Annotated in this window: 27 protein-coding genes; 16 read left to right on the forward strand and 11 right to left on the reverse strand. The window is 68.7% G+C overall.

Annotated features, from left to right (window positions below):
• Positions 1-2: 2 nt before the first annotated feature.
• Both recJ and ACSQ86_RS06305 read right to left on the reverse strand, forming a co-directional pair.
• Positions 3-1,712 (reverse strand): single-stranded-DNA-specific exonuclease RecJ, encoded by a 1,710-nt coding sequence (recJ, locus tag ACSQ86_RS06300; RefSeq protein WP_436303025.1) that lies wholly within the window; start codon positions 1,710-1,712, stop codon positions 3-5.
• Positions 1,712-2,674, reverse strand: coding sequence for a hypothetical protein (locus ACSQ86_RS06305; RefSeq protein WP_436303026.1), 963 nt, complete (start codon positions 2,672-2,674; stop codon positions 1,712-1,714). Before ACSQ86_RS06305 ends, recJ begins: the two co-directional genes overlap by 1 nt.
• Before the next feature lie 122 nt (positions 2,675-2,796).
• On the opposite strand from ACSQ86_RS06305, the gene ACSQ86_RS06310 reads away from it, so the two are divergent.
• The 3 genes from ACSQ86_RS06310 to ACSQ86_RS06320 all read left to right on the forward strand — a co-directional run bounded on the left by ACSQ86_RS06310 (position 2,797) and on the right by ACSQ86_RS06320 (position 5,468).
• Complete coding sequence (locus tag ACSQ86_RS06310) at positions 2,797-4,053, forward strand: lipoprotein-releasing ABC transporter permease subunit (RefSeq protein ID WP_093108986.1); 1,257 nt, start codon at positions 2,797-2,799, stop codon at positions 4,051-4,053.
• Positions 4,046-4,807: a lipoprotein-releasing ABC transporter ATP-binding protein LolD gene (gene lolD, locus ACSQ86_RS06315; protein ID WP_436303027.1), complete on the forward strand. Its 762-nt coding sequence runs from the start codon at positions 4,046-4,048 to the stop codon at positions 4,805-4,807. Before ACSQ86_RS06310 ends, lolD begins: the two co-directional genes overlap by 8 nt.
• A 70-nt stretch (positions 4,808-4,877) precedes the next feature.
• Positions 4,878-5,468, forward strand: coding sequence for an ATP-dependent Clp protease proteolytic subunit (locus ACSQ86_RS06320; RefSeq protein WP_436303028.1), 591 nt, complete (start codon positions 4,878-4,880; stop codon positions 5,466-5,468).
• 16 nt (positions 5,469-5,484) lie between these two features.
• Here the strand turns inward: ACSQ86_RS06320 and ACSQ86_RS06325 are convergent, their stop codons facing one another.
• Complete coding sequence (locus tag ACSQ86_RS06325; protein ID WP_093108983.1) at positions 5,485-5,871, reverse strand: RidA family protein; 387 nt, start codon at positions 5,869-5,871, stop codon at positions 5,485-5,487.
• A gap of 154 nt (positions 5,872-6,025) precedes the next feature.
• Between ACSQ86_RS06325 and ACSQ86_RS06330 the strand changes: the two genes are divergently transcribed.
• The 8 genes from ACSQ86_RS06330 (at position 6,026) to ACSQ86_RS06365 (ending at position 15,104) form a co-directional block, all read left to right on the forward strand.
• Positions 6,026-7,570 carry an ABC transporter substrate-binding protein gene (locus ACSQ86_RS06330; protein ID WP_436303029.1) on the forward strand — a complete coding sequence of 515 codons (1,545 nt, stop codon included), beginning with the start codon at positions 6,026-6,028 and terminating at the stop codon, positions 7,568-7,570.
• An 88-nt stretch (positions 7,571-7,658) separates the two neighbouring features.
• A complete protein-coding gene (locus ACSQ86_RS06335) occupies positions 7,659-8,600 on the forward strand; it encodes an ABC transporter permease (RefSeq protein WP_093108981.1) in 942 nt (313 codons plus the stop codon).
• A 3-nt stretch (positions 8,601-8,603) separates the two neighbouring features.
• Entirely contained in the window at positions 8,604-9,443 is an 840-nt protein-coding gene (locus tag ACSQ86_RS06340; protein WP_436303030.1) for an ABC transporter permease, read from the forward strand.
• Positions 9,443-10,477 carry an ABC transporter ATP-binding protein gene (locus tag ACSQ86_RS06345; RefSeq protein ID WP_436308626.1) on the forward strand — a complete coding sequence of 345 codons (1,035 nt, stop codon included), beginning with the start codon at positions 9,443-9,445 and terminating at the stop codon, positions 10,475-10,477. The genes ACSQ86_RS06340 and ACSQ86_RS06345 overlap by 1 nt, the downstream gene beginning before the upstream one ends.
• On the forward strand, positions 10,474-11,436 hold the full coding sequence (locus ACSQ86_RS06350; protein ID WP_436303032.1) for an ABC transporter ATP-binding protein: 963 nt from the start codon (positions 10,474-10,476) through the stop codon (positions 11,434-11,436). Before ACSQ86_RS06345 ends, ACSQ86_RS06350 begins: the two co-directional genes overlap by 4 nt.
• On the forward strand, positions 11,433-12,731 hold the full coding sequence (locus tag ACSQ86_RS06355; RefSeq protein ID WP_436308627.1) for an amino acid deaminase: 1,299 nt from the start codon (positions 11,433-11,435) through the stop codon (positions 12,729-12,731). The genes ACSQ86_RS06350 and ACSQ86_RS06355 overlap by 4 nt, the downstream gene beginning before the upstream one ends.
• 11 nt (positions 12,732-12,742) lie before the next feature.
• Positions 12,743-13,642, forward strand: coding sequence for a MurR/RpiR family transcriptional regulator (locus ACSQ86_RS06360; protein ID WP_093109083.1), 900 nt, complete (start codon positions 12,743-12,745; stop codon positions 13,640-13,642).
• Positions 13,635-15,104, forward strand: coding sequence for an N-acyl-D-amino-acid deacylase family protein (locus tag ACSQ86_RS06365; RefSeq protein WP_436303034.1), 1,470 nt, complete (start codon positions 13,635-13,637; stop codon positions 15,102-15,104). The genes ACSQ86_RS06360 and ACSQ86_RS06365 overlap by 8 nt, the downstream gene beginning before the upstream one ends.
• A 25-nt stretch (positions 15,105-15,129) precedes the next feature.
• Here ACSQ86_RS06365 and ACSQ86_RS06370 read toward each other — a convergent pair whose 3' ends face one another.
• The 3 genes from ACSQ86_RS06370 to ACSQ86_RS06380 form a co-directional block, all read right to left on the reverse strand.
• Positions 15,130-16,182, reverse strand: coding sequence for an ABC transporter substrate-binding protein (locus ACSQ86_RS06370; protein ID WP_244503940.1), 1,053 nt, complete (start codon positions 16,180-16,182; stop codon positions 15,130-15,132).
• 201 nt (positions 16,183-16,383) lie between these two features.
• Positions 16,384-16,743 (reverse strand): hypothetical protein, encoded by a 360-nt coding sequence (locus tag ACSQ86_RS06375; RefSeq protein WP_436293878.1) that lies wholly within the window; start codon positions 16,741-16,743, stop codon positions 16,384-16,386.
• A 35-nt stretch (positions 16,744-16,778) separates the two neighbouring features.
• The gene (locus tag ACSQ86_RS06380) at positions 16,779-17,609 is read right to left on the reverse strand and encodes an alpha/beta fold hydrolase (protein WP_436303035.1); all 831 of its coding nucleotides are present in this window, start codon (positions 17,607-17,609) and stop codon (positions 16,779-16,781) included.
• Positions 17,610-17,810: 201 nt separating this feature from the next.
• Between ACSQ86_RS06380 and ACSQ86_RS06385 the strand changes: the two genes are divergently transcribed.
• Positions 17,811-18,779 carry a LysR family transcriptional regulator gene (locus ACSQ86_RS06385; protein ID WP_436303036.1) on the forward strand — a complete coding sequence of 323 codons (969 nt, stop codon included), beginning with the start codon at positions 17,811-17,813 and terminating at the stop codon, positions 18,777-18,779.
• A gap of 27 nt (positions 18,780-18,806) precedes the next feature.
• Here ACSQ86_RS06385 and ACSQ86_RS06390 read toward each other — a convergent pair whose 3' ends face one another.
• Genes ACSQ86_RS06390 through ACSQ86_RS06410 form a run of 5 tightly spaced genes read right to left on the reverse strand, consistent with a single transcriptional unit; the run spans position 18,807 to position 23,625 of the window.
• A complete protein-coding gene (locus tag ACSQ86_RS06390) occupies positions 18,807-19,565 on the reverse strand; it encodes an SDR family NAD(P)-dependent oxidoreductase (RefSeq protein WP_436303037.1) in 759 nt (252 codons plus the stop codon).
• 12 nt (positions 19,566-19,577) lie between these two features.
• A complete protein-coding gene (locus tag ACSQ86_RS06395) occupies positions 19,578-20,621 on the reverse strand; it encodes a VWA domain-containing protein (protein WP_436303038.1) in 1,044 nt (347 codons plus the stop codon).
• Entirely contained in the window at positions 20,618-21,613 is a 996-nt protein-coding gene (locus ACSQ86_RS06400) for a DUF58 domain-containing protein (protein ID WP_093108970.1), read from the reverse strand. Before ACSQ86_RS06400 ends, ACSQ86_RS06395 begins: the two co-directional genes overlap by 4 nt.
• The gene (locus ACSQ86_RS06405) at positions 21,594-22,610 is read right to left on the reverse strand and encodes an AAA family ATPase (RefSeq protein ID WP_093108969.1); all 1,017 of its coding nucleotides are present in this window, start codon (positions 22,608-22,610) and stop codon (positions 21,594-21,596) included. The genes ACSQ86_RS06400 and ACSQ86_RS06405 overlap by 20 nt, the downstream gene beginning before the upstream one ends.
• A 34-nt stretch (positions 22,611-22,644) precedes the next feature.
• Positions 22,645-23,625 carry a S1C family serine protease gene (locus ACSQ86_RS06410; RefSeq protein WP_436303039.1) on the reverse strand — a complete coding sequence of 327 codons (981 nt, stop codon included), beginning with the start codon at positions 23,623-23,625 and terminating at the stop codon, positions 22,645-22,647.
• A 90-nt stretch (positions 23,626-23,715) separates the two neighbouring features.
• Between ACSQ86_RS06410 and ACSQ86_RS06415 the strand changes: the two genes are divergently transcribed.
• The 4 genes from ACSQ86_RS06415 (at position 23,716) to ACSQ86_RS06430 (ending at position 26,422) form a co-directional block, all read left to right on the forward strand.
• Entirely contained in the window at positions 23,716-24,576 is an 861-nt protein-coding gene (locus ACSQ86_RS06415; RefSeq protein ID WP_436303040.1) for a TatD family hydrolase, read from the forward strand.
• Positions 24,577-24,700: 124 nt separating this feature from the next.
• The gene (locus ACSQ86_RS06420) at positions 24,701-25,075 is read left to right on the forward strand and encodes a hypothetical protein (protein ID WP_093108966.1); all 375 of its coding nucleotides are present in this window, start codon (positions 24,701-24,703) and stop codon (positions 25,073-25,075) included.
• Between the two features lie 64 nt (positions 25,076-25,139).
• The gene (locus tag ACSQ86_RS06425; protein ID WP_436303041.1) at positions 25,140-25,661 is read left to right on the forward strand and encodes a DNA-deoxyinosine glycosylase; all 522 of its coding nucleotides are present in this window, start codon (positions 25,140-25,142) and stop codon (positions 25,659-25,661) included.
• Positions 25,661-26,422 (forward strand): spermidine synthase, encoded by a 762-nt coding sequence (locus ACSQ86_RS06430; RefSeq protein WP_093108964.1) that lies wholly within the window; start codon positions 25,661-25,663, stop codon positions 26,420-26,422. Before ACSQ86_RS06425 ends, ACSQ86_RS06430 begins: the two co-directional genes overlap by 1 nt.
• The last annotated feature ends 2 nt before the right edge of the window (positions 26,423-26,424 follow it).

Below are 26,424 nucleotides of genomic sequence, written 5' to 3' on the forward strand. Positions count from 1 at the left end.
CTTCAGCCCTCGGCGCCTTCCACCAGGAAGCGCACCCGCCGCACGCCCTGCCACTCGTCGGCATCGAGCCGGAACGCAATCACCACGCGCGGCGGCAGCGGTTCGGTGTGGCCGAACCAGATGCCGTCCACCGGCTTGCCCTGGTGCTTGAGTTTCAGCGCCAGATGCTTCTCGCCCACCAGCCGCTGCGAGATGACTTCCACTTCTTCGCTGAAGGTCGGCGGCGCAAAGCCTTGTCCCCACACTTCGCGGTGCAAGGTGTCGACCAGATCGACGCGCAGGTATTCGGGCGCTAGCGGCCCGTCGGTGTCGAGCCGCCGCGTCAGCGCTGCGGCATCGAGCCATTCCATCGCCACCTGCGCCAGCGCGCGCTCGAAGGTCTCGAAATGTGCCTCGGCCACGGTGCAGCCCGCCGCCATCGCATGGCCGCCGAAGCGTAGCAGCACGCCCGGATGGCGCTTGGCCACCAGGTCCAGCGCATCGCGCAGATGGAAGCCCGGGATCGAACGACCCGAACCCTTGAGCTCGTGCGACTTGCCGTCGGCGGCGCTGGCCGCGAAGACGAAGGCGGGCCGGTGGAAGCGGTCCTTGAGCCGCGAGGCGACGATGCCGACCACGCCTTCATGAAAGTCCGCGCCGAACACGCTGATGGCGGCGGGCGGGGCCTGGCTGTCGTCGAACAGCGTCTCGGCCAGCATCAGCGCCTGCTCGCGCATGCCGCCCTCGATGTCGCGTCGCTCGCGGTTGATGCCGTCGAGCATGCGCGCCAGTTCGTCGGCGCGCGCCGCGTCCTCGGTCAGCAGGCACTCGATGCCCAGCGTCATGTCGGCCAGGCGTCCGGCCGCGTTGATGCGCGGCCCGAGTGCGAAGCCGAAGTCGAAGGTGGTGGCCGCCTGCGCATTGCGGCCGGCGGCCTTGAAGAGCGCGGCAATTCCTGCCGGCATGGAACCAGCGCGGATGCGGCGCAGGCCTTGCGCGACCAGGCGGCGGTTGTTGGCGTCGAGCCTGACCACGTCGGCCACGGTGCCGAGCGCAACCAGCGGCAAAAGCGCATCGAGCTTGGGTTGCGTCGCGACATCGAACACGCCGCGCGCACGCAGCTCGGAGCGCAAGGCCAGCAGCACATAGAACATCACGCCGACGCCCGCGATGCTCTTGCTTTCGAACTCGCAGCCGGGCTGGTTGGGATTCACCAGCACGTCGGCCGCGGGCAGCGCCGGGCCGGGCAGGTGGTGGTCGGTCACCAGCACCGCGAGCCCGCGCGCCTTGGCGGCGGCCACGCCCTCGACGCTCGCGATGCCGTTGTCGACTGTGATCAGCACGTCGGCGCCGCTCGCGGCCACGCGCTCGGCGATCGGCGGCGTGAGGCCGTAGCCGTCGATCACGCGGTCGGGCACCAGGTAGCTCACCTGCTTCGCGCCGAGCAGGCGCAGGCCACGCACGGCCACCGCGCAGGCCGTGGCGCCGTCGCAGTCGTAGTCGGCCACGATGCACAGGCGCTTGTCGTCGCGGATCGCATCGGCCAGGAGCACCGCGGCCTCGCGCGCGCCGCGCAGGGTGGCGGGTGCGAGCAGGCGCACGAGGCCGTCGTCGAGCTCGTCCTTGCCCTGCACGCCGCGCGCGGCATAGAGCCGTGCCAGCAAGGGATGCACGCCGGCCTGTTCGAGCGCCCAGGCGCTGCGCGGGGGGATGTCTCGGGCGACGATCTTCATCACAGCGCTTCCAGCACGGCCGGTGCGCTCTCTCGCTGGAACAAGGACTTGGCCCAGCGCGCCAGGCCGCGCTGCTGCACGCCGAAGCGCCGCGCGCCGCGGTCGCCGCACAGCGTGATCGCCACGTCGGCGCCTTCGGTGTACACGGCCAGCAGCTCGGCCACCGGGCCGGCGTCCACCTCGCCCCAGGCCGCGGTCCAGGCGGCGGCATCGTCGCGCAACGCGGGAGCACGCAGCGCGTCGGCGACAGTGGGCCGCGCGTCGCCGAAGGAAGGGGGGAGGCGGCCGGTGCCGCTGAGCCAGAAGGAATTGATCGGCGGCACGCCGCGCGCAGTGCGCTCGTCGTTCACGCGCTCGGTGTAGAGCAGCATCTGCATCTCGTTCTGCAGCCGGCGCAGCGACCGGGCACCGTCGGCGAGCGGTGACCACTGCGAAATGGGGTAGCCGATCGCGCGGTCGATCGAGGCGGTGGCCAGGCCGTCGAACACCTGGCCTTGCGCAAGCCAGCGGCCCGGCGTGGGCGTGGCGTGCAGCGCGATGCCGTCTTCCTCGAAGAAGGGGCGCGCGGCCGCGAGCAGGGCGTCGGATTCGGCCGCGTCGATCCGGATCGCGGCTGGATCACCCAGCACCACGTCGTCGATGCCCACCTGCCAGTGACACAGGGTTGCGATGCCCCAGCTGTCGCCGTCACTGGTAGGCGAGAGCCCGGCCTGTTTCGCTTCCAGCGCCGCCCACGGGATCTGCCCATCGGCGGCTTCGATGCCGAGCGCCGCGGCCAGCGCACGTTCGTGGGGTGGCGAGAGCGTGCTGTCGTCCTGCGTGTCTTCGTGCACCAGCGCCAAGCGCGAGAGCAGCGATTCCAGCTTCGGCAGACGCAGGCCCGTCAGTGCTTCGCGGCAGGCCGGCGAGCTGCGGCCGGCAAAGGGAATCAGCAAATGGCGCGAAGTAGGCGATGGAGGCATGGGCCTATTGTCCGGGATGCCACAATCCGAGCGATGAACGACCCCCACGCTCTGCACGCCGTGTCATCGCTGCCCCCCGAGGGGGCGCAGGTCTCTCTTGGGGCGGCCCGGCGAGATACCTGATGCGACTCCCCTACGAACTGCAGCTCGGCTGGCGCTACACGCGCGCGGGCCGGGCGACGCGGCGCAACGGCTTCATCTCCTTCATCTCCGGCGTCTCGATGTTCGGCATCGCGCTGGGCGTGGCGGCGTTGATCATCGTGCTCTCCGTGATGAACGGCTTCCAGAAGGAAGTGACCGACCGCATGCTCGGCGTGATCTCGCACATCGAGATCTTTTCGCGCGACGGCCAGGCACTGGCCGACATCGATGCGATCGCCGCGGCGGCACGCAAGAACCCCAACGTCGTCGGCGTCGCGCCTTTCATCGCCGCGCAGGCGCTGATCGCGCGCGGCGAGGACATGAAAGGCACGCTGGTGCGCGGCATCGAGCCTTCGCTGGAGCCGCAGGTGACCGACATCTCCACCACCGCGCAACACGGTGCACTGGCGAAGCTGGTGCCGGGCGAATTCGGCATCGTGCTCGGCGTCGAGCTGGCGCGCTCGCTCTTCGTGCGCGTGGGCGACCAGGTCACGCTGATCGCGCCCGGCGGCCAGGTCACGCCGGCCGGCGTGGTGCCGCGCCTGAAGCAGTTCACCGTGGTCGGCACCTTCGATTCGGGCCACTACGAATACGACTCGGCGCTCGCGATGATCCACGAGCAGGACGCGGCCCGCGTGTTCCGGCTCGAAGGGCCGAGCGGCCTGCGCCTCAAGCTCAAGGACCTGCACCAGGCGCGCGAGGTGGCCGATCAGCTGGCCGTCACGCTGCCCGGCGAATTCCTGATCCGCGACTGGACGCGCCAGAACAAGACCTGGTTCGCGGCCGTGCAGGTCGAGAAACGCATGATGTTCATCATCCTCACGCTGATCGTCGCGGTCGCGGCCTTCAACCTGGTCTCGACCTTGGTGATGACGGTGACCGACAAGCGTGCCGACATCGCGATCCTGCGCACGCTGGGCTCGAGCCCGCGCAGCATCATGGGCATCTTCGTCGTGCAGGGCGCGATGGTGGGCGTGATCGGCACGCTCGGCGGGCTGCTGCTGGGCCTGGGCATCGCCTACAACATCGACGTCATCGTGCCGGCGCTGGAGCGGCTCTTCAACGCGCGCTTCCTGCCGCAGGACATCTACCTCATCAGCAAGATGCCGAGCGATCCGCAGCGCGGCGACATCATGCCGATCGCGCTGATCTCGCTTGCGCTGTCCTTCGTGGCCACGCTCTACCCGAGCTGGCGCGCCAGCCGCGTCAACCCTGCGGAGGCCTTGCGCTATGAATAAGCGGGCCCCCACGCTCGGCACTGACGTGTCTTCGCTGCCCCCCGAGGGGGCTGCCATCGGCTTGGGGCGGCCCGGCGCCGATGGGGTCGTCCTGCAAATCAGAGGCCTCACCAAGCGCTTCCACGAAGGCCGCATCGATCTCACCGTGCTGCACGGCGTCGACCTCGACGTGCGCGCTGGCGAGACGCTCGCCATCGTCGGCGCCTCGGGTTCGGGCAAGAGCACGCTGCTGCACCTGATGGGCGGGCTCGATGCGCCCACGGCCGGCAGCGTGGAATTGCACGGCAAGAACATCGCGCATGTCGATGCGGCCGAGCAGGGCCGGCTGCGCAATGCGCACCTGGGTTTCGTCTACCAGTTCCACCACCTGCTGCCGGAGTTCAGCGCGCTCGACAACGTCGCGATGCCGCTGAAGATCCGCCGTACCGAGCCGCAGGCCGCGGCACGGGCCGCGAACCTGATGCTGGCCGCCGTGGGACTGGCCGAACGCACCCACCACCGGCCGGCCGAGCTTTCGGGCGGCGAGCGACAGCGTGTTGCCATTGCGCGCGCGCTCGTGACCCAGCCCGACTGCGTGCTGGCCGACGAGCCCACCGGCAACCTCGACCGCAACACGGCCGACAGCGTGTTCGCGCTGATGCTGCAGCTCGCGCACGAGCGCCGCACGGCCTTCGTCGTGGTCACGCACGACGAGAGTCTGGCCAAGCGCTGCGACCGGGTGCTGCGACTCACCGCGGGCCGTCTCGCAGGCTGAGCTGCGGCCGCTTGCCAAAGCCGGGCGCGGTCACCACACTGGGGCTTCGTTCGACAGCGCAAGGAGCCCCATGGAAACCCCGGACCTCCCGCCTTCCACCACGCTCGAGCAGCGCAGCTCGTACCTGGAAGAGAAGGCCTTCAAATCGCGCACGCTACTGATCTTCGGCGCCATCACGGACCAGTCGGCCGCCGACGTAGCGCGCCGGCTCATCGCCCTCGACGCCGACAGCCAGGAACCCATCGACATCCTGGTCAGCTCGCCGGGTGGGCACCTGGAGTCGGGCGATACCATCCACGACCTCGTGCGCTTCATCAGCGCGCCGGTGAACATGATCGGCACCGGCTGGGTCGGCAGCGCCGCCACGCACCTCTACCTGGCGGTGCCGCGCGAGCGGCGTTTCTGCCTGCCCAATACGCGCTTCCTCATTCACCAGCCGAGCGGCGGCGCGGGCGGGCCGGCCAGCGACATTGCCATCCACGCACGCGAGATCCTGCGAGCTCGCACGCGCGTCGCCCAGGCGATTGCGCGCGAGACCGGCAAGCCGCTGGACGCCGTGCTCGCCGACATCGAGCGCGACCGATGGCTGTCGGCGGAGGAGGCGATCGACTACGGGCTGGTGTCGCGCATCATCCAGCGCAAGAGCGAGCTGCGCCCCTAGGCGCGCAGCTGCCGGCTTACTTCGGCTTGTAGGCCACCACGTCGATCTCGACCTTGGCGTCGACCATCAGGCGCGCCTCGGTGGTCGAGCGCGCGGGCCGGCCGGCACCGAAATAGCCCATGTAGACGCGATTGAAGGCACCGAAATCGCGCGCGTCCTGCAGCCACACGGTGGTCTTGCAGACGTCGTCGAGCGTCGCGCCGGCCAGCGCGAGCACCGACTTGATGTTCTCCATGACCTGCCGGGTCTGAGCCTCGATGCCGCCGACCACGATCTCGCCGTTCGCATCGGCGGGCACCTGTCCCGACACATAGATGAAGTCGCCCGCGCGCACGGCCGGGGAGAAGGGGCGGACCTGGTTGTCCGAGGCCTTGGGGGATGCACCGAGGTATTCGAGCGGCATGAAAAGCTCCTGGGTTGAGTGTGGATTGAAATTCTATTTCAGTAAAAATCCTGAAACATAGGGTTTACACCCGTGATTTGGCATGTTTGATGCTTCAAAGTCCGGCCGAAGAGAAAATATTTTTCACATCATCCGACCCACGAAGGAGTTTCACATGCAGACCCCCGGCCTCTCGAAGCGCAGCCTGCTCGGCGCGTTCCTCGTCAGTTTGCTGTTCGCCGTGGCGCCGGCCCAGGCCCAGGGACCGCGCAATTTCGCGACCCTTGCCATGGTGGCCGAGCCGCAGACGCTGGACCCGATGGCCTCCACCGCCGACCTGGTCGGCACGATCATGCAGCACGTCTACGAGCCGCTCTACACCTTCGATGCGAAGTGGAACGTGGTGCCGATGCTGGCCGAATCGATGCCGAAGATCTCGGCCGACGGCAAGGCCTACGCCATCACCCTGCGCAAGGGCGTAATGCTGCACAACGGCCGCGAACTGAACGCCGACGATGTGGTCGCGAGCCTGCAGCGCTGGATCGAGCAGTCACCGCGCGGCAAGGCGGTGGGCAAGGAGCTCGAGAGCCTCAAGGCCAAGGGCCCGCTGGGCGTCGAGCTGGTGCTCAAGGCGCCCTACGCGCCGCTGCTCGCCCAGCTGGCGCTGCCCAGCGGCATGGCCGCGATCATGGCCAAGGACTCGATCGCGCAGCCGCTGAAGGATTTTGTCGGCACCGGTCCCTACAAGTTCAAGGAGCGCCGGCCCGACCAGTACGTGCTGCTCACGCGCTTCGACAAGTACAGCGCTCGCAAGGAGCCCGCGAGTGGCTACGGCGGCAAGCGCGAGGCGGCGATCGAGGAACTTCGCTTCGTGCCGGTGCCCAATGCCAACACGCGCGTCGAAGGCGCGCTGGCCGGCCAGTACGACTTTGCCGACCTGCTGCCGGTGGAAGCCCTGGCGCGCCTCGAGAAGGCCAGCGGCAAGACGCTGCCGATCATGACGCCGTCCTTCGGCTTCCCCTACCTCGTCTTCAACACCAAGGAAGGCGTGGCCGCCAGCCAGCCGCTGCGCCAGGCGATCCAGGTCGCGCTCGGCGAGGGCGAGATGCTCGCGGCCGGCTTCGGCGACACGCGCTTCTTCGTCGCCGAAGGCAATCACTTCCCCAAGGGCTCGCCCTTCTATGCCACGGGCGGCATCGATCTCTACAACCAGCGCAATGCGCCCAAGGCGAAGGAGGCCGCTGCCAAGGCCGGCTACAAGGGCGAGCCGATCCGCGTGCTGACCAGCCGCCAGTACGACTTCCACTACAACATGGCGCTCTTGATGGCCGAGCAGCTCAAGCGCGCCGGCTTCAAGGTCGATCTCAACGTGGTCGACTGGGCCACTCTGGTGCAGCGCCGCAACGACCCGAAGCTGTGGGACGTCTACGTCACGCATTCGGGCCAGTTCCCCGAGCCGATGCTCTCGCCGCCGCAGCTCGGCGACGGCGCGCCGGGCTGGTGGGATTCGCCAGCCAAGAAGGCCGCGCTGTCCGCCTTCAATGTCGAGAGCGATCCCGCCAAGCGCGGCGCGCTGTGGGGCAAGGTGCAGCAGGTGGTCTACGACGAGGTGCCTTACGTGAACGTCGGCAAGTTCAACGGGCTGTCGGCCAAGAGCCCGGCGCTGGACAACTACCAGCCGGCCACCTGGCCGTATTTCTGGAATACGCGCATCAAGTAACCCCACCCCGTTCGGGCTGAGCTTGTCGAAGCCGTCGTCGCACGTGCAAGCCCTTCGACAAGCTCAGGGCGAACGGTCGGAGAACTGAATGGTCCGCTATCTCTCGTCCCGCCTCGCGGGCATGCTGGTCGTGCTCGCCATCGTGGCGGTGCTGGTCTTCATCCTCACGCGCGCCGCCTCGGGCGATCCGGTCTCGGTGCTGCTCGGTGACCAGGCCACCGCCGCCGACATCGCGCGCGTGCAGAAGGAATACGGCCTCGACAAGCCGCTGCCGGTGCAGTTCGGCTACTGGCTGCGCGAAGTGCTGCAGGGCAACCTGGGCCAGTCGATCTTTCTGCAGCGGCCGGTCACGCAGGCGCTCATGGAGCGCGCGGAGCCGACCACGCTGCTGGCGCTGATGGCGGTGGCGATCGCGGCGCTGATCGGGCTGCCCTGCGGCATCGTCTCGGCGGTGTTCCGCGGGCGCGTGGTCGACCAGGTGTTCACCGGCATCGCGATGCTCGGCGCCAGCATCCCGAGCTTCTGGCTCGGCATCGTGCTGATCCAGCTCTTCGCGGTCTCGCTCGGCTGGTTCCCGGTTTCGGGCTACGGCGCGCCCGACGCGCCGCTGGCCGAGCGCCTGCATGCGCTGATCCTGCCGGCCGCGGTGCTGGGGCTCTTGAACTCGGCGTTGATCATCCGCTTCACGCGCGCCTCGATGCTCGACGTGCTGGGCGAGGACTATGTGCGCACGGCGCGTTCCAAGGGCCTGGCGGAAAGCACGGTGGTGCTCAAGCATGCGCTGCGCAACGCGCTGGTGCCGATCGTCACCGTGCTGGGGCTCACCATCGCGCTGATGATCGGCGGCGCCGTCGTCACCGAGACGGTGTTCGGCCTGCCCGGCGTCGGCAACCTGGTGGTGAACGCGGTGCTGCGGCGCGACTATCCGGTGATCCAGGGAGCCTTGCTCGTGATCGCTGCGATCTACGTGCTCATCAACTTCTCGATCGACTTGTTGTACGCCGTGGTCGACCCGCGCGTGAAGATCTGAATCATGCAAATGCCTCGAATGCTCCGCCAGCTGATGCACCGCCGCATCGTGATGGTCTCGGCCCTGGTGCTGCTGGTGATCGCGGTGCTCGCGCTCGGCGCGCCATGGTTCGCCTCGGTCGACCCCAACGACACGGCCGTGCTCGACCGCCTCAAGCCGCCGAGCGCCGCGCACCTGATGGGTACCGACGAGCTGGGGCGCGACATGTACTCGCGCATCGTCCACGGCGCGCGCTATTCGCTCGCGATCGCGGCGCTGACGGCGCTGGGCTCGGTGATCGCGGGCACCCTCCTGGGCCTGGTGGCCGGCTTCTTCCGCCGGCTCGATGCGCCGCTGATGCGCGTGGTCGACGCGATGATGTCCTTCCCCGACATCCTGCTCGCGATCGCGCTGGTCGCCATCCTCGGCGCCTCGCTGGGCAACGTGGTGCTGGCGCTGGTGCTGGTCTACACGCCGCGCGTCGCGCGCGTGGTGCGCGCCTCCACGCTGGTGGTGCGCGAGCTGCTCTTCGTCGAAGCCGTGCGCGCCTTGGGCGTGCGCACCTCGCGCATCCTGTGGCGCCACATCCTGCCCAACCTGATGTCGCCGATCCTGGTGCAGGTGTCCTTCATCTTCGCCTACGCCATCCTGGCGGAGGCGGGCCTGTCCTTCCTCGGCGTCGGCGTGCCGCCCGAGATCCCGACCTGGGGCACCATGGTCGCGGGCAGCCAGCAGTATGCGGACCGGGCCTTCTGGGTCGTGCTGTTTCCGGGGTTGGCGATCATCTTCACCGCGCTCTCGCTGCAGTTGCTGGGCGACGGCGTGCGCGACCTGCTGGACCCCAAGCTCAAGAAGGCAACGTGATGACGATGCACGCAACTCCACGTCTCGCGGTACGCAATCTCGGCACCTCCTTCCCCACCGAAGACGGTCTCGTGCGTTCGGTGGCCGAGGTGAGCTTCTCGATCCAGCCCGGTAAGACCACCGCGCTGGTCGGCGAGTCGGGCTCGGGCAAGTCGGTCACCAGCTTGACGCTGATGCGTCTCTTGCCCAAGACCGCCAACGCACAGGTGAGCGGCGAGACCGCCTTCGCCACGCGCGACGGCCGCATGGTCGACCTGCTCACGATCGGGGACCGCGACATGCGGCGCCTGCGCGGCAACGAGCTCGCGATGATCTTCCAGGAGCCGATGACCAGCCTGAACCCGGTCTTCACCATCGGCGAGCAGATCGCCGAGAGCGTGCGCCTGCACAAGGGGCTGGACCGCAAGGCCGCGCTCGCGCATGCGCTGCGCATGCTGGAGCTGGTCGAGATCCCGGCCGCGGCGCGGCGCCTGCATGAATACCCGCACCAGCTCTCGGGCGGCATGCGCCAGCGCGTGATGATCGCGCTGGCCATGGCTTGCGACCCGACGCTCTTGATCGCCGACGAGCCCACCACCGCGCTCGACGTCACGATCCAGGCGCAGATCCTCGAGCTGATGCGCCGGCTGCAGGCCGAGACCGGCATGAGCATCCTGTTCATCACCCACAACCTCGGCGTGGTGGCGCACCATGCCGACGACGTGGTCGTGATGTATGCGGGTCGCGTGGTCGAGAGCGCACCGGTGCGGCCGCTGTTCGCCACGCCCGAGCATCCCTACACGCAGGGCCTGCTGGCCTGTCTGCCCGGCAAGGCGCACCTGCGCGGAGGGGCCAAGCCCAAGCGGCTATTCGCGATTCGCGGCCAGGTGTCGAGCCCGCTGGCGCCGCCGCCGGGCTGCGCCTTCGAGCCGCGCTGCGACTATGCGGTGGAGGCCTGCCGGCAGGTGATGCCCCCGCTGATCGATACCCATGAAGATCGCCAGGCACGGTGCATTCGCGTGCCGGCGATGCAAAGCCTGGCGAGGGCTGCATGAACGCTCCATTGATCGAGGTCCGAGGCCTCAAGAAATACTTCGGCAGCGGCGAGCGCCCGGTGCGCGCGGTCGACGACGTTTCCTTCGCGATCCGCGCCGGCGAAACGCTGGGCCTGGTCGGCGAATCGGGCTCCGGCAAGAGCACCATCGGCCGCACGCTGCTGCGCCTGGTCGAGCGAACGGAGGGCGAGGTGCTCTACCGCGGCGACGACATCGGCAAGCTCTCTTCCGGGCCGCTGCGAAAGCTGCGCAGCAAGCTGCAGATCATCTTCCAGGACCCGTACGCGAGCCTCAACCCGAAGATGCGCATCAGCGCCATCCTCGGCGAGGCGCTGGCCACGCACGGGCTGCACAAGGGCGCCGCTGCACGCGACAAGCGCATCGCCGAACTGCTCGAAACCGTGGGCCTGCGCCCCGAGCATGCAAGCCGCTTTCCGCACGAGTTCTCGGGCGGCCAGCGGCAGCGCATCGGCGTGGCGCGCGCGCTCGCCGTCGAGCCCGAGTTCATCGTCGCCGACGAGCCGCTGTCGGCGCTGGACGTGTCGATCCAGTCGCAGGTGATCAACCTGCTGGCCGATCTGCGCGAACGCCTGTCGCTGACGATGCTATTCATCTCGCACGACCTGGACGTGGTGGAATACCTGTGCGACCGCGTGGTCGTGCTTTACCTCGGCAAGGTGATGGAAGTGGCGACCACCAGCGAACTCTTCGAGCGCCCGCAGCATCCCTACACGCGAGCCCTGTTGGCCGCGAGCCCGAAGCCCGATCCGCTGCTGCCCAACGAACACGTCGCGCTGAAGGGCGACATCCCGAGCCCGGTCGCGCCGCCGTCCGGCTGCGTGTTCCGCACGCGCTGTCCGCATGCCGTCGAGGCCTGCGCCCAGACCGTGCCGCCGCTGGACGAACTCGCACCGGGCCATTTTTCCGCCTGCATCCGCAAAGAGCTGATTTCCCTATGACCACCGAACACGACGACTTCATCGATCCGCTGCTCAACACCGGCTTCAAGGGCTACCCGCGCACCCAGCCGCCGAAGCGCCGCAGCGAGATCGGCAAGGCCGGCTGGCATGTGCTGGCCGGCGACCTGCCGCTGCCGCTGGCCGTGCTCAAGCGCGAGGCGCTGGAACACAACCTCCAGTGGATGCAGGCGCGCGTGCGCCAGTGGGGCATCGACCTCGCGCCGCACGGCAAGACCACCATGTCGCCGCAGCTCTTCAAGCGCCAGCTCGACGCCGGCGCCTGGGGCCTCACTTTCGCGACGGTGACGCAGCTCGCCGTCGGCGTGGCCGCCGGCGCGCGGCGCACGCTGATCGCCAACCAGGTGGTGAACGACGAAGACCTGGCCGGCATCCAGCTGCTGCTGCATGCGCACATCGACCTGCGCGTCGTGTTTCTGGTCGATTCGCCGGCGCAGCTTGCGCTGATCGAGGACTGGACAGAGCGCCACCCGGAGCACCTGCCTTTCGAGGTGATGCTCGAAATCGGCGTCGACGGCGCGCGCACCGGCTGCCGCACGCACGAGGAAGCGGTCACGCTCGCCACCCGCCTGCACGAGAGCGACGCCGTCAAGCTCGCCGGCATCGAATGCTACGAAGGGCAGGGCGCCACCGGCGAGAGCGGGCCCGACACGACCTATGCGAACACGCTGATGGACCGCGTCGAGGCCGTGGCCCGCCATTGCGACGTCAACGGCCTGTTCGACACCGAGGAAGTGCTGGTCTCGGCCGGCGGCTCCGCGATCTTCGACCTGGTGGCCGGCCGACTGAAGCCGGCGCTCCAGGCCCGCGTGCGCGGCCTGCTGCGCTCGGGCTGCTACGTGACACACGACCACGGCTTCTACCAGCGCATGCTGAGTGCCGTGGACGAACGGTTGGGCTGCGACTGCGGCGAGAGCCTGCGCCCTGCGATGGAGGTGTGGGCCACGGTGCAGTCGCGCCCCGAACCGAAGCTCGCGATCCTCGCGGTCGGCAAGCGCGACATCTCCTTCGACCTTTCGCTGCCGGTGCCGATCGCGCGCGCCGCGCGCGGCAGCCTGGTGCCCGCCGCGGTGCCGCCGGGCTGGAAGATCACGGCGCTGAACGACCAGCATGCCTACCTGCGCTGGGACGATGCCGAGGAGCCGCAGGCGCCCGCGGTCGGCGAGCGCGTCGGCCTCGGCATCTCGCACCCCTGCACCACCTTCGACAAGTGGCACTGGATGCCGGTGGTCGAAGAGGACTACCGCATCAGCGATGCGGTGGCCATGCACTTCTGATGGCGCCCGTGATGACATCCTCCCTGCTTCAGAAGATGGCCGAGATCCGCGACGGCGCCTCGGCCACGCGGCGCGCCATCCTCGACCTGATCCTCGAAGACCCCGACCGCGCGCTCGAGGAAAGCTTCGAGACGCTGGCCGAGCGCTCGCGCAGCTCGGTGCCCACCATCATGCGCACCTGCCGCGATCTCGGCTTCGCCGGCCTGCGCGAATTCAAGCTTGCGCTGGCGCAGGAACTGGCGCTCGGCGGCTCGCCGCTGCACCGGCGCGTGAACATCGAGGACGCGGCCGACGAGGTGGTCGGCAAGATCGCGCGCAGCGCCGCGGCCTCGGTCTCGGGCGTGCGCAACCAGCTCGACATGGAAGTGCTCGACGGCGCCGTGGCCGCCATCGCGGCGGCGCCGCACGTCGATCTCTATGGCGCCGGCGCCACCTCGTGGTTCATGGCCAACGACCTGCAGGCGCGGCTGTTCCGCCTCGGCCTCTCGGCCAACGCCTGGGCCGACTACCACCTGCAGCAGGTGGCCGGCGCGGCCCAGCGCCCGGGTGGCGTGGTGATCGCGATCTCGCACGTGGGCGGCATGCCCTCGCTGCTCGATGCTGTCGACATCGCGCGCGGGCAGGGCGCCAAGGTGGTCGCACTCACGCGGCCCGGCACGGCGCTCGCGGCGAAGGCCGATTTCCTGCTGGGCCTCTCGGTGCCCGACGACGCGGTGATGCACGTGGGCATCGACGCCTACCTCACGCACCTGACGGTGATCGAGATCCTGACCGTGCTGGTCGCGCAGCGCCGCGGCGAACCCGCGGTGCAGCGCCTGCAGCGCGCGCGCGAAGCCTTCCAGCGCCACGGCATCGATGCGAGCACGCATCCGCTGCAGAGCTGGGATGGCGGAGGAGTGAAGCATGGCTGAACAAGCGATCTTCTTGCTCGAAGGCGGCCTCGTGGTCGACGGCTCCGGCGGCCCGAGCTGGCCCGGCGACGTGCTGCTGGCCGGCGACCGTATCGCAGCGCTGGGCGAAGGCCTGCGCGAGCGCCTGCCCGAAGGCATCGCAGCGGCCGATCTCGAAACCGTCGACTGCCGCGGCAAGGTGATCGCCCCCGGCTTCATCGATGTCCACACGCACGACGACGCGATCGTGCTGCGCGATCCGCTGTGCCTGCCGAAGGTCTCGCAAGGCATCACGACGGTGGTCACCGGCAACTGCGGCATCTCGCTCGCGCCCTACCGCACGCCGCAAGCCCAGCCGCCGCTCACGTTGCTGGGCATCGATTCCTTCCGCCACGCCACGATGGCCGAGTACCGCGCCGCGGTCGAGGCGGCGCAGCCGGCGCTCAATGTCGCGGCGCTGATCGGCCACACCACTTTGCGCTTCGCGACCATGGACGCGCTCGACCGCGCGGCCACCGAGGACGAGCGCGCGCGCATGGGCCAGCTGCTCGAGGCCTGCATGCTGGACGGCGCCCACGGCCTCTCCTCGGGCCTGTTCTACGAGCAAGCCTTCGCCGCGCCGGCCGACGAGGTGACGGCGCTCGCGCGCATCGTCGCGCGCCACGGCGGCGTCTATGCCACGCACCTGCGCAGCGAGATGGAAACCATCATCGAGGCAATGCACGAGGCCGGCGACACTGCCTTCAGCGCCGGCGCGCCGCTCGTGATCTCGCACCACAAATGCGCCGGCCCCGCCAATTGGGGCCGCACGCTCGAAACCCTGCCGCTGGTCGACGCGCTCGCGAAGCGGCAGGACATCGCGCTCGACGCCTACCCCTACGTCGCCGGCTCTACCGTGTTGCGCGAGGATCTGGTGGACGGCGTGATCGACATCCTGCTGACCTGGTCCGATCCGCATCCCGAGGTGACGGGCCGCATGCTCGCCGACGTCGCGCGCGAATGGGGCGTGGACCAGAAGGAAGCCTGCCGCCGCCTGCAGCCCGGCGGCGCCTGCTACTTCCAGATGAAGGAAGAGGACGTGGAGCGCGTGATCGCCCATCCGCGCACCATGATCGGCAGCGACGGCCTGCCGCACGACCGCCATCCGCATCCGCGCCTGTGGGGCGCCTTCCCGCGCGTGTTCGCGCGCTACTGGCGCGAGCGCCAGCTGTTCACGCTCGAACAGGCAGTCCACAAGATGACCGGCATGACCGCGCGCAACCTGCGCATCGCCGACCGCGGCCTGCTGCGCGTGGGCGCGATGGCCGACGTGGTGGTGTTCGATCCGCGCACCATCGCCGACACCGCCACCTACGACCGGCCGCAGAGCGCCAGCGTGGGGATCGAGCGCGTGTTCGTCAACGGCGCCTGCGCCTTCCGAGGCGGCGAAGAAGAGCCCGAGGTGCGGGCGCGGGCGGGGCGGATGCTAACGCGGGCGGTCTGAGAACCGGTTGAGAAGAGCGCCCGGGTCAACGCACGAAGCGGCCCTCGGGCGTGACGCGAACCATTTCGATGAACTTCGACCCGGTGCTGCTGCCTGACGTGAAATCGATGTCCATGCCGGCCAGCCGCATCTTGAATGCGCGCAGCGCCGCATGCAGGCGCGCACGTGTCAGGTCGCGGCCGGCACGCTTGAGCCCCTCGATCATCACCAGCCCGTTCAGGTAGCCCTCGAAGCTGCCGTAGCCCACCGGCACCTGCGCGCGTTCCGCCAGGCGTCGGTAGTCGCGCGTGACGGTCTCCACCTCGCCCCAGGGATAAGGCATGACCTGCGAGATGGCCAGTCCGCCCGCCTGCAGGTTCACCACCTTGGCCGTGACCTCGCCCGGGACGACCGACATGCCATAGAACATCGGCTTGCTGCCGGCGCCGTAAGTCGCCTTGATGACCTCGCCGGCCACCGTGCCGGCCAGATACATCAGGACGGCCTGCGGCTGGCTGTCGGCCAATGTCTTGCCGGCGGCGGCGGAGGTCGAGCCGTCTCCCTTCACCGAGACCACCGCCGTCGGCGTGAGCTTGTGGGTGGCCATGGCGGCCTCGATCAGCTTGACCGCTTCGGCGCCGCCCGGGTTGTCGAGATGGGCGATCGCCATCTTGTTCACGCCGACGGTCGTGAGGTGCTCGACCAGGGCCTGTGCTTCGCGCGCATTGCTGGCGCGCACGAAGTAGGCGGAGCCGGCAACGCGTTCGCGCGCCGTGTCGCCCACGCCGTAGCCGCCCACGCTGGGTGCGCCGCTTTGCTGCAGCAGCTTGGCCGCGGCGGCCGTGGTGCCCGAGCCGACGCAGCCGAAGAACGCGAACACGCGATGGTCGTTCAGCAGCTTGCCGTAGTTCTCCACCGCCTTCTCGGGCTTCAGCTCGTCGTCCAGCGACACCAGCTTGATCTTGCGTCCGCCCACGCCGCCTTGTTCGTTGACCGCATCGAAGGCCAGTCCGGCGCCGTTGTGCACGACCTTGATCTGCGAGCCGAGCGGGCCGCTCAGCACGGCGCTGCTGCCGAGCAGGATCTCGCTGTCGCTCACCCCTGTTTCTGCCTGCGCGGACGACAAATGTGCCAAGCCAGTGGCAAATACGGCAGTGGAGGCGACAAAACTTCTGCGCTGCATGAGCAAGGCCCTTTTCCAATGAATTTAGTTAAGTTGAATAACTATTGGAAATGAGCCGTCGGTGCCGCCGAGTCAGGGTTTACCCACGCGGTCGCGGCATTCGTCACGCTCTTGCAATCACTCGTGTCCCGTCAGCATCAGCGCTGCTCTGTAGGCCGCACGGCCGGCCGTCTTGGCTTCTTCGACCAGCGCCTTCAGCCGCTGCCCGCGCTCCTTCGGCGCCAGGAGATGGAGCGGTTCGGCCATCAATTGCCGGGCCGCGCCGAGCAGGACGTGCGCCGAAGTGACGCAGACGCGGACGGCCGCACGCTCGCCGGCCGGGGTGTTCTCGCCTTCGCGGTCATTGAGAACGGACTCGATCAAGGCGAGCGCATTGTCGAGGCAAGCCTGCGCGAGGTCGCGCTGTGTCGCTCCTGCTTGAATCGTCAGGGGCGGGCTGGGGCCATCGAGCGCGGCATCGCGCGGAGTGTCGAACATGGTGAGAAGACCGGGTTGCTTTCTTTGGAGTCGAATCAGCGCGCCGCCAGCGCTGCCTGCGGAACTGCTGCGCGCGGCGTGACAGCTTCATGCCCATGCAGCCAGCGGCGCAAGATCCGCAGCAGCGCCCCCGGCTGGTCGGCATGCACCCAATGGCCGGCGTCGTCGATGTGTTCCAGGTGCGCGCGCGGAAACAGGCGCGCGATGCCGGCATGCGACTCGGCTTGCACATAGGCCGAATCGGTGCCGGCGAGGAACAGCGCCGGCCCTTCGTAGTGCCGGTGCAGGAGCCTCTGCGGAAATCCGCACAGCTCCTGCATGCACATGGCCACCGCCAGCAGGTTGAGCCGCCAGTCGAAGCGCTCGTCGTGGCGCCGCAGGTTCTGCATCAGGAAGTCGAGGACCGGCGTGTCGCCTTCCTGGCCCTGCGCCAGCGCCTGCCGGGCCTCGTTGCGGCCGGTCGCGGCGGCCGCGTCGAAGCCGCGCATGGCCATCATGTAGGGCGAGAACTGGTCGCTGTAGCGCTCGGGTGCGATGTCGATCACCGCCACGCCGGAGATCGCCTGCGGATGCTCGAGGGCCAGGGTCATGGCGGTCTTGCCGCCCATGCTGTGGCCGATCAGCAGCGGCTGCTGCAACTGCTCGCGCTCGATGAGCGCCAGCACGTCCTGCGCCATCTCGGTGTACGACATGGTCTGGCCCCGGGGCGACGCGCCGTGGTTGCGCGCATCCGGCAGGTAGACCCGATGCCTGTCGCCGAGCGCTCGGGCGATCCGCGTCCAGTTGCGTCCGGCACCGAACAGCCCGTGCAGGATCACCAGGGGAGGGCCGTCGCCCACGGCCTCGAATGCGAGCTCAATAGCCACGGGATTCCGGCGCAGGCAGAGCGTTGGCGGGGCGCGTGTTCACGGGTTCCGTCTCCATTTATGTGGGGCCCCCATTCGAGGGTTTGACAGAGGTTAGGGACGCAGGAGCCGTCAGTAAAATGGTTTGCATCCATGCCGTGGATCGATCGCGTGGATACCTTGCAAGGCGGACCGGGGTTTTCAAAGGGACGAGGTCAGCTCATGCGGTTCAACAAGCTCGACTTGAACCTGCTGGTGGCCCTGGATGCGCTCCTCACCGAGCGCAGCATCAGCCGGGCCGGGGAGCGCCTGCACCTGAGCCAGTCCGCCACGAGCAATGCGCTGGCGCGGCTGCGGGCCTATTTCAACGACGACCTGCTGGTGCAGGTCGGCCGCAAGATGGAGCTCACGCCGCGGGCCGAGACGCTGAAGGATGCCGTGCGCGACGTGCTCGTGCGGGTGGATTCCGCGATCCTTGCCCAGCCGCGCTTCGATCCCGCCCAGGCGGAGCGCTGCTTTCGCCTGATCGTCTCCGATTACAGCTCGATAGTCCTGATGCCGCAGCTGCTCACGCTGGTGAGCCAGCAGTCGCGCACCGTGCGCTTCGATCTGCTGCCGCTGCTGCAGCCGCCCCATCGTGAGCTGGAGAGCGGCGAGGCCGACCTGCTCATCCTGCCGCTGGAATATCGCACGCCCGAGCCTCATCCCTTCGACATCCTGTTCGAGGAGCAGTTCGTCTGCGCGGTCTGGAGCGGCGGCCGCTTCGGGCACGCCGACAAATTGACGGCCGATCAGTACGCGACGGCCGGCCACGTCGTGATGCAGCCCTCCGGCATGGACGAGCCCACACTCGCGGGATGGCTGAAGCGACGCTACCCGGGGGTGCGGCGCATCGAAGTCACCAGCTACAGCTTCGCCGCGGTTCCCTATCTGATCGTGGGCACCGATCGCATTGCCATGCTGCACGCACGGCTCGCCCGACTGGCCCAGAAGTCCCTGCCGCTGCGGCTGCTGCCGGCGCCGGTGCCGATGCCGGCGATGAAGCAGACGATGCAGTGGCACACGTACCGCACGCAGGACCCGGGCCTGGTCTGGTTGCGCGGCCTGTTGCACCAGGCCGTGGCGAGGATGGATGCGGAACTGGAACCTGCCTACGCGGACGGTGTGGCCGAAACGGTTCGCATGGAATGACTGCGGGCGCGGGCGCCTCGCGCCACCTCAGGCTGCGATCGAGTAGCCGCCGTCGACGGGGATTGCCGTGCCCGTCACGAAGTCGGAGGCCTTGCTCGCGAGAAAGACCGCGATGCCGGCCAGGTCCTCCGGCCGGCCCCAGCGCCCGGCGGGCGTGCGCGCGTTGACGCGCTCTTCGAGGCCCTGCACCTGCGCACGCGCGCCGTCGGTCAGCTCGGTGCGGATCCAGCCCGGCAGCACGGCATTGACCTGGATCTTGTCCGGTGCCCATGACGCGGCCAGCGCGCGGCTCAGCTGCACGATGCCTCCCTTGCTCGCGCCGTAGACCGGCGCGTAGGGCGCGCCGAAGATCGACAGCATCGAACCGATGTTGATGATCTTGCCGCCGCCGGCCGCCTTGAGGTGGGCGTGGGCCGCGCGGCAGCACAGGAAGGCGCTGGTGAGGTTGGTGTCCATCACCATGTGCCATTCGGCCAGCGCGAGCTGGTCGGCCGGCTTGCGCACCGTGGTACCGGCGTTGTTGACCAGGATGTCGAGCCGGCCGCAGCGCTCGGCCACCTGGTCGAAGAGCCGCTGCACCGAAGCCTCGTCGGTCACGTCGGCCGAAAGCGCGAAGCTGTCGCTGCCGAGGGCCTTCAGGGTCTCGACCGCGGCGGCCGATTTCTGCGGATTGCGCGCTGCAACGATCACGCGCGCCCCGGCCTTCGCCAATCCCTCGGCCATGCCGAGTCCGATGCCGCCGTTGCCGCCGGTGACGAGCGCGGTCTTTCCTGTCAAATCAAACATCAGTGAAGGCGGCTACAGGATTCTGTTGAACCACAGCAAAGAGAGTCCGGCTGACAGCAAGGCCAGCACGGCCGCGCCGAGCGCGAACAGCGCCGAGATTTCGGTCTCCTTCTTCTCGACCGTGAGCCTGGAGCTCAGCGTGTTGTAGACCTTGGTGAGGTCTGCCGCGGTGCCTGCGTAGTAGTACTCGGCCTGCGTCTTGTTGGCGATCGCCTTGAGCGTTTCCTCGTCGAGGCGCACGCGCATCGACCAGCCTTCGAAGCCGATGGTCTCGCCGTCGACCGTGCCGATGCCCACCGTGTAGACGCGCACGCCGCGCTCGGCCGCGACCTTGGCCGCGTCGAGCGGGTCGACGCCGGTAGTGCGCTGGCCGTCGGTCAACATGATGATGGCGGCCGAGGTGTAGGAGCCGGGCGCCACCGGCGTGAATTCCTTCTGCGGCGCCTTGCCGGCCTGCTCGAGCGGCACGCCGCGCTGGCGGCTGCTCTGGGGACCGAAGTTCGAGACGTCGATGCCCGCATCCGGGAACAGCGTGGCCAGCGAAACGACGATGGCATTGCCGGTGGCCGTCGCGCGCTGCAGCTGGAAGGAGTCGATGGCCGTGACCAGGTCTTCGCGGTTGGTGGTGGGCAGCTGCGCGACATTGGCGCTGCCCGCGAAGGCGACGATGCCGACCTTCACGTGCCGCGGCAGCTCCTTCAGAAAGCTCTTGGCCGCTTCCTGCGCGGCCACCAGCCGGTTGGGCAGCACGTCGGCCGCGCGCATGCTGCCGGACACGTCCATCGCCAGGATGATGGTCTGCTGGTTCGAGGGCAGCACCACCACCGCCATCGGCCGCGAGGCGGCGATCAGCATCGCGACCATCGCGAGCAGGAACAGGAAGGGCGGGATGTGGCGCCGCACGCTCTGTCGCACGCCCATCGCCTCGCGCACGATGGACAGGCTGGCATAGCGCAGCGCCAGCTTCTTCTTGCGCCGCATGAGCCAGGCATACAGCAGCACCAGGAGCGGCGCCGCCAGCAACAGCCAGAGGAATTGAGGCCAGAGGAAGTTCATGCTGCCACCGCCTTCGGGTTGGACGACCCGGCGCGCACGCGGCGCTTGCGCATGTCGGCAAAGCGCACGATGGCTTCCACCAGATCGTCGTTGGTCGAGAGTTCGAGCGCGTCGACGCCGACCTTGGCCAGCGTCTCGCGCAGGGTTGTTTCGCGCTCCGCGGCGACGCGGGCGAAGCGCTTGCGGAAGCTCGCGTCGTGCGTGTCGACCCAGAGCTGCTCGCCGGTCTCGGCATCGGTGAGCGGCACCAGGCCGAGGTCGGGCAGCTCGAGCTCGAGCGGGTCGAAGAGGCGCACCGCCACCACCTCGTGACGCCGGACCAGCTGCGCGAGCGGGAGCTCCCAGCCGGGCTCGCTCAGGAAATCGGACACCACGAACACGGTCGAGCGGCGCGGCATCAGCACCGCTGCCGACTTGAGCAGATCGGCCAGCCGGGTCATGCCCTTCTGGGCCGGCGCGTTCTTCTTTTCCGCGCGGCGTTCCATCGAATGCAGCAGATGCAGCACGTGCCGCCGGCCGCTGCGCGGCGGGATCACCGCCTCGACGTCGTTGCCGTAGACCAGCGCGCCAACGCGGTTGCCGTGCCGCGTGAGCAGGCGTGCGATGACGCCGACGAAGCCGGCCGAGATCTCGCGCTTGGCCTTGCGGCCGGAGCCGAAGTCAACCGAGCGGCTCAGGTCGAGGATGAACCAGGCGGCCATCTCGCGGTCTTCAGTGAACACGCGCACGTGCGGCGTCTGCAGGCGCGCGGTGACGTTCCAGTCGATGTGGCGCACGTCGTCGTGGTGCTGGTACTCGCGCAGGTCGGCCAGGTCGAGGCCGGTGCCGCGCATCAGCGTGCGGTAGTCGCCCTGCAGCAGGCCGTCGAGCCGGCGGATCACCGTCCATTCGAGCCGGCGCAGCGTGCGTTCGGCGGAGCCCGCCGCGGCCTCGCCCGCGAGTCGTTCGTCGTTGGCGGCGCGCGCGCGCCGGCTAGGCCACCAGCTTTTCATGTTCGAGCGGCTTGGCTGGCGCGGGTACGGCCCGCATGATCTTGTCGATCAGGCCGTCGGGCGTGAGCCCTTCGGAGAGGCCTTCGTACGACAGCGTCACGCGGTGCCGCAGCACGTCGGGCACCAGCGCCGTCATGTCCTCGGGCAGCGCGTAGCTACGGCCGCGCAGCAGCGCCAGGGCGCGCGCGCCTTCGGTCAGGTTGATGCTGGCGCGCGGGCTGGCGCCGAAGGTGATGAAGCGCCGCATGTCCTTGAGGCCGTGCCTCTCGGGCGTGCGCGTGGCCGACACCAGCCTGACCGCGTACTGGATCAGCGAAGGGTCGACATAGACGCGCCGCGCTTCGGCCTGCAGCGCCGCGAGCTGGTCGGTGGTCGCGACCGGGCTGGCCTCGACCGGGGCGCCGATCACGCGCTCGACGATCACGAACTCTTCCTCGTCGGTCGGGTAGTCGACCAGCACCTTCATCATGAAGCGGTCCACCTGCGCCTCGGGCAGCGGGTAGGTGCCCTCGGTCTCGATCGGGTTCTGCGTCGCCATCACGAGGAAGGGGCGCGGCACCTTGTGCGACTCGCCGGCGATGGTGACCTGGCGCTCCTGCATCACTTCGAGCAGCGCGCTCTGCACCTTGGCCGGGGCGCGGTTGATTTCGTCGGCCAGAAGCAGATTGGCGAACACGGGCCCCAGCGAGGTGCTGAACTCGCCGGTCTTCTGGTTGTAGATGCGCGTGCCGATCAGGTCGGCCGGCACCAGGTCGGGCGTGAACTGGATGCGCTTGAACTGGCCGCGCACCGCTTCGGCCAGCGTCTTGACGGTCAGGGTCTTGGCCAGCCCGGGAACGCCTTCGACCAGCAGGTGACCACCCGCCAGCACAGCGACCATCACGCGCTCGAGAAAACGGTCCTGGCCGACGACGACGCGCTTCACCTGGTAGAGGATCTGCTCCATCAGCTCGGCGGTGGAAGCGGAGGCGGAGGTCGGTTCGTTCTCTGTGCTCATGCTTGCTGCTTTCGGTGAGGAATCGGAAAGACCATCAGAAAGGCGGAGAGCCGGCGGCCGAGGCCGCGTTCTCGATCGGCACTGCAAAACCGATGCCAATGAAGGTGCGCTGCTGGGTCGGGTTGAGGATCGCGGTCACGATGCCGAGCACCTCGCCGTTCATGTTGATGAGCGGCCCGCCCGAATTGCCGGGGTTGGCGGCGGCGTCGAACTGGATCAGGTTGCCGAGCTCCTGCTTGCCCTCGGGCGAGCGGAACGAGCGCTTGAGGCCCGAGACCACGCCGGCCGAGACCGAGGGGCCGATGCCGAAGGGAAAGCCGACCGCGACCACTTCGTCGCCGGGCTGGAGGTCGGCGGTCGAGCGCATCGTGGCCGGGATCAGGTCGTCGGGCAGCTTCTGCGCCTGCAGCACGGCGAGGTCGTTCTCGGGCTGCACGCCGGTGATCACGGCGGGCGCCTCGAGGCCGTCGGCAAAAGTGACCCTGATCTTCTCGGCGCCGGCGACCACGTGCAGGTTGGTCAGGATGATGCCCTTGTCGACGATCACCACGCCGGTGCCGACGCCGCGCTCCACCTCGCCCGGCGGCTCGTCGGCCTCGGGCGGCTTGCCCTTGGCGACGTTGTTTCCGCGCTTCTGCGTCTGGGCTTCCGGCGTCTTCTTTTCGGGCCCGTAGCCGACCACCCGCACCACCGAGGGACGGATGATCTCGGCCGCCTTGGCGGCCGGCGAGGGCAGGGTGGCGGTCTGCAGCGTGCGCAACACGGCGGCGTCGATGTCCTTCTGCGTGTACGGGCGGACGTTCTGGCGCGGCCACAGCGCGATGCCGGTGGCCGATGAGCCGACGCAGAGCGCGAGCAGCAGCGCGAAGCTGCGCCGCCCGGGCTGCCAGCGCGGCGCAGCGGCGGCTGGCGCCGCTGCGGGCACCTCCGAGTCATCGGACGCCTGGGGCGTGCCAGGCTCGGCCGCGTCCTGCGGCGCGCGGGGTGAGCGGCTGTAGAAAGCAGGCCTGCGCATCGGGGCACCTCCGGCAAAAAAATCGACGCGTGAGAGAGGCACGGTAGCACGCTTTCTCCGGCTGTGCATGCGTTCGGGCATCATTGGCCGATGGCCGTCTTCATCGATACCCACTGTCACCTCGATGCACCGGAATTCGGCACCGAAATGGCCGCGATACGGGATCGCGCAGCAGCCCGGAACGTGGCCCTGTGCGTGATTCCGGCAGTGGCGGCCGCCAACTTCGCAACAGTGCGCGAACTCGCGCATGCCCAGAACGATGCCTACGCGCTGGGCATCCACCCGATGTGCACCACCGAGGCGCAGGACGAGCACCTGGCGCTGCTCGACGCGGAACTTGCCGCGCGCCGCGACGATCCGCGCCTGGTGGCGGTGGGTGAGATCGGGCTCGATTTTTTCGTGCCCGGCCTGGACCCCGACAAGCAGGAGCGCTTCTTTCACACTCAGTTGCAACTCGCGCGCAAGCACGGGCTGCCGGTGATCGTTCACGTGCGCCGGTCGGTGGACAAGGTCTTGAAACACCTGCGGCAGGTCGCGCCCGGCCAGACCTGGCAGGGCATCGCGCATGCGTTCAACGGCAGCGCGCAGCAGGCGCAGGCCTGTATCGATTGCGGGCTCAAGCTGGGCTTCGGCGGCGCCGTGACCTTCGAGCGCGCATTGCAGCTGCGGCGTCTTGCCGCGACGCTCCCGCTCGCGTCGATCGTGATGGAAACCGACGCGCCCGACATCCAGCCGCATTGGCTCTACCGCACCGAAGCGCAGCGTGCGGCGGGCGAGGCGCAGGGTCGCAACGAGCCGGGCGAGCTGCCGCGCATCGCCGAAGTCGTGGCCGGGCTGCGCGGCATCACGCTCGACGCGCTGGCCCAGGCGACCACGCGAAATGCCGTTTCGGCACTGCCGCGTCTGTCCTCGCTGATCGATGCGTCGGCCGGCATCCCGCAGCACGCGTAGGCCAAGTGCCCGACTTTCGCACAAGCGCGTTCACGACGTCGTCCGGGTGTCATCCTTGGGCTTCGAGTGTTCGTTGCATGCCAGTGGCAAGTTCGTCACTCCAACTCATCAAAGGAGCTTTCCCATGAACAAATCGTCCATTCGCACCTTGCCCGCCGTGCTGGCCCTGGCCCTGGCATCCATCGGCCTGTCGGCCGCGGCGCAAACCCAGCCCGCACCGGCGGCACCGGCGGCTCAGGAGCCGACCATGACCGAGAAGGCCAAGGAAACCGGCAAGGACGCCGTCGACGCCACCAAGCGCACGACGAAGAAGGTGGTCGGCGCCACCGAGCGCGGGGTCAAGAAGGCGGGCACCGCCACCAAGAAGGTCGCCAAGAAGACCGGCAATGCGGTGGCGACCGCTGGCCACAAGACGGCCGACGGCATGCGCACCGCAGGCAAGAAGGTCGGCGAGAAGGTGCCCGGCACGGCAGAGCATGACGCTGCCAAGAAGCCCTGAGTCTGGGAATCGGGCTCTTGCCAAAAAACCCGCTTCGGCGGGTTTTTTTGTGTCTACTGCGCGCATGAAGAAAGCATCGCCTGCGCCGCCGCTGCGGCTCACCGGCCTCGATCCGATCGTCTCGGACCGCACCGTCGTTCTGGTCCTCGGCAGTTTCCCGGGCGGCCGCTCGCTCTCCGAGCGGCAGTACTATGCGCACCCGCAAAACCACTTCTGGAAGATCTTGCAAGCGATTTGGCCCGACCACCCGCTCCCGGCGGGCGCAGACAGTTATCCCGCCCGCCGCGCCTGGCTGCTCGAGCGCGGCCTCGGCCTCTGGGACGTGTACGCCGCCTGCGAACGCGAAGGCAGCCTCGATTCGGCGATCCGCAACGGCGAGGCGAACGACATCGCGGGCCTTGCGCTGCCCAGGCTTGCCGCGATCGCGCACAACGGCGGTGAAAGCTTCAAGCATGCGCGACACACCCAGGGCCTCGGCGTGCCGGTCTACCGGCTGCCGTCTTCGAGCGCGGCGAACGCATCGTGGACCTTCGAGCGCAAGCACGATGCGTGGCGCGACGTGTTCCTGAAGCACGGACTGCTCTGATGGCGGCGAAGAAAGCCGCGGCGCCTGAACTTCCGGAAGTCAATTTCTCCGACTGGGGCGATGTGCGCTACCTGCACCTCGGCACCGAGTGGGTGCAGGGCTCGATGAAGCTCGATGCGCCCTTCGAGATCGAGCTCGAGTACGTGCAGCGCATGATGGCCTGGCTGCTCTTCGTCGAAGCCGCGAGCGTGCGCAGCCGCCATGCGATGCAGCTGGGTCTGGGCGCGGCCAGCCTCACCAAGTTCTGTCGCAAGACGCTGGGCATGCGCACCACGGCGGTCGAGCTCAATCCGCAGGTGGTGGCGGCCTGCCGTGGCTGGTTCAAGCTGCCGGCCGACGACACCAGGCTGCAGGTGGTGGTGGCCGACGCGGCGACGGAGATCCGCAAGCCGCAATGGCAGGGCGCGGTGGATGCGCTGCAGGTCGACCTGTACGACCACGAGGCCGCCGCGCCGGTGCTCGACAGCGAAGCTTTCTACGCCGACTGCCGCGCCCTCCTGACCGAGGACGGTTGCATGACGGTCAACCTGTTCGGCCGCTCCTCGAGCTACGAGCGCAGCCTCGAGAAGATCGCCACCGCCTTCGGCGAAGATGCGCTCTGGGCCTTCAAGCCCACGCGTGAAGGCAACACCGTGGTGCTGGCCCAGCGCACGCCCAGCCAGCCGAAGCGCCCCGCGCTTGCCGATCGCGCCCAAAGCATCCAGACTCGGTGGGGCCTGCCGGCGCCGAAGTGGCTGCGGGTATTCAAACCATTGACCTGACC

This window comes from Variovorax sp. LjRoot130 (genome assembly GCF_964253755.1).
GTDB lineage: Bacteria > Pseudomonadota > Gammaproteobacteria > Burkholderiales > Burkholderiaceae_C > Variovorax.